A 2,279-nucleotide genomic window follows, 5' to 3' on the forward strand; every position below is an offset into this window, starting at 1 on the left:
AGATACCAAGAGAGTGTCCGTCGTGCCAAGAGTATAACACCATGAGCCCCTACGGTGTGGGTATAGAAAGGATACTGGAAGGTATACAAGAGCTCATCCCTAAAGCACGCTCTGTGGTCCTAAGCAGCAATATAAGTAGACTGACAAACGCACAAGATGAAAAACTTAGCCACTATCCCAAAGACATGTCACTCTCTCTCAAACTAACTCACACCATAGCGAACACCAATAGTGTATCTACTTAGCGATTGCACCAGAGGACTCTAAGGCTGCCACGTCCTCACCTTCAGTAGTAGGGGTATCGGAATTTTCGGGGGTGATGGAAGAAGCAACAGGCGCATGTATGTCAGCTATACTATCCCTTTGAGCGTGTGCAAACTCCACCACTATCACAGCCCTACGATTTTGCGCGTTGGCTTTCTCAACCTCCTGAGCATCGGTCGAATACACCAAAACCTCCGGTTCTGCCTTCCCCCGAGATTGTGTCGTGACCCGAGGAGCCAGAGATTTATCGCATCCTATGATGAATTGCTTAACAGCATTAGCCCTTTTTTCACCTAACGCAAGGCTATACTCCTCGGTGCCGGTAGCATCTGCGTGCCCAATCACAACCAAGCGCATGCTGTCATACTGCTTGAGCTGCTCAACAAGCTCCAGAATTACCTTCTTTCCGTGACCCTTTAGGTTGTACTTTCCTGTATCAAAGTATACCTTCTCAACTTTTTTGGCAAAAGCAACACTGCGGTGACTTCCAAGGCTATGACGTCCAACGCCGACGTTGCTATCTGGAAGAAGAGTCCCGCAGCTTGTAACACTGAGCAGTGCCAGCAGACAAAAAAACGACGAGCGCCGCAACATAGAAGCACCTCCTCTGCAGTAAACCTATATTAAACAACCGAAAAAGACATAACCGAAAAGGCCACACACCACGAATAGATCATTGCTTAAAACTACACCAAGTCAAGTAAAATAATTTTTACCTTTTTTGCCGATTTGTGGTGGCTTTAGTTGTTATGTGTGCTAAAACTTAGAGTGCATTTTCCTGCATTTCCTCAGCACACCGAGTGGTCTGTGGGTTATATCGCAGCGTGCTGAGTCGATAGGGGTAGCATTTTCTGGGGCTATTAGCTGAGGTGCGTAACTTCCGACGGGTGCGCGTTTTTTTGTTGGAAGTAAAAGGTTTCGGTAATTGTGCATATGAAGCAATATAAGTTATTGGAGCAAGTTTTTGTCAAAATACGCAACATAGGTGATGTGATAAATGAGCTCTGCTATGGAAGGCCGTTGGTAGCAGACGGAATGGACAGAATACATACGTTGCAGGAGATTCGGCAGGAGATCATAGAGAGTGAGATTGTCGCTGAAGCCATTAAGGCGTCGCTTTCCAACAAGAGTAAACTGGGAGATTGGGAAGTCGCGAACTTGCATTGCATAAGCAGATTGCACAGAACCCTTAAGAATGTACCGGCTGACTTGCTTAGTGCTTTAACTACAGCGAGGATAGACTGTAGGAACAGATGGCTCCTCTTCAGAGAAGGCAGCGAGTCGGCTAAGAATGTAATGGAGCGACTGGTTGATGTAGTAAAACTCTCGTCAGAAGTTGCGCAAATAAAGTCTGGAGATCTTGGATTAGCTAGTAAGTACGATGTCATGCTAAAAATGCATGATGGTGATATGGATACCAAGAGAATAGATGAAGTTTTTACTGATCTGGGGGCGTTTTATAGGCAGTTTTTCAGTGAAGTGCTAGAAAAGCAGAACGGGAGCAAGATTCATCTTGCGAAGTCAATAACTTGCGAGAAGCAGAGGTTGTTGCATGAATATCTAGAGGCTGCAATCTATGCATCTGATGTCTCTTTGACTGATATTCGCCGTGAAGACTATGGTTGTTCAATTTTTAGATGTGAAGATTTTGGTGGTGTATCTTGTGACGAGCTAGATTATAGGGTAGGGCTTAGGGGGGCGCTTGATAACATAGGGCGTACGCTATACTGCGCGAATTTGCCTAAGAGATGGAGAAGGCAGCCTGTTGGTGATTTTCCCGGAAGTGTGATGTTTGAGGCTCAAGGAATGTTGATGTCTCGACATTTACTAATGGACAGTAGGTTCATGTCTTTTGTTTTGCCTGCTATGAAAAAGACGTTCTCTCTGCGGGGTAAGGTGGCTGATTCGGGTAATATACATAGGTACCTTGCTGAAGTCAGGCCGGAGTTGCTGCTTGAAAGGGCGGATGAAGTTTCCTCCCTAGCGCATGTGATGTTAAGATGCGCTCTAGAAAA

Annotated in this window: 3 protein-coding genes; 2 read left to right on the forward strand and 1 reads right to left on the reverse strand. The window is 45.6% G+C overall.

Annotated features, from left to right (window positions below):
* Nucleotides 1-245 (forward strand): hypothetical protein (locus tag KPX09_RS05070; protein ID WP_249549274.1); only part of this gene is annotated, 245 nt, incomplete at its 5' end.
* On the opposite strand, the gene KPX09_RS05075 is transcribed toward KPX09_RS05070, so the two are convergent.
* On the reverse strand, nt 238-858 hold the full coding sequence (locus tag KPX09_RS05075) for an OmpA family protein (protein WP_249549275.1): 621 nt from the start codon (nt 856-858) through the stop codon (nt 238-240). The genes KPX09_RS05070 and KPX09_RS05075 overlap by 8 nt on opposite strands.
* A 339-nt stretch (nt 859-1,197) precedes the next feature.
* Here KPX09_RS05075 and KPX09_RS05080 point away from each other — a divergent pair.
* On the forward strand, nt 1,198-2,279 hold a 1,082-nt coding region (locus tag KPX09_RS05080; protein WP_249549276.1), incomplete at its 3' end, for a carboxypeptidase.

The organism is Anaplasma phagocytophilum, assembly GCF_023476575.1.
In the GTDB taxonomy this organism is placed as follows: Bacteria; Pseudomonadota; Alphaproteobacteria; order Rickettsiales; family Anaplasmataceae; genus Anaplasma; species Anaplasma phagocytophilum_A.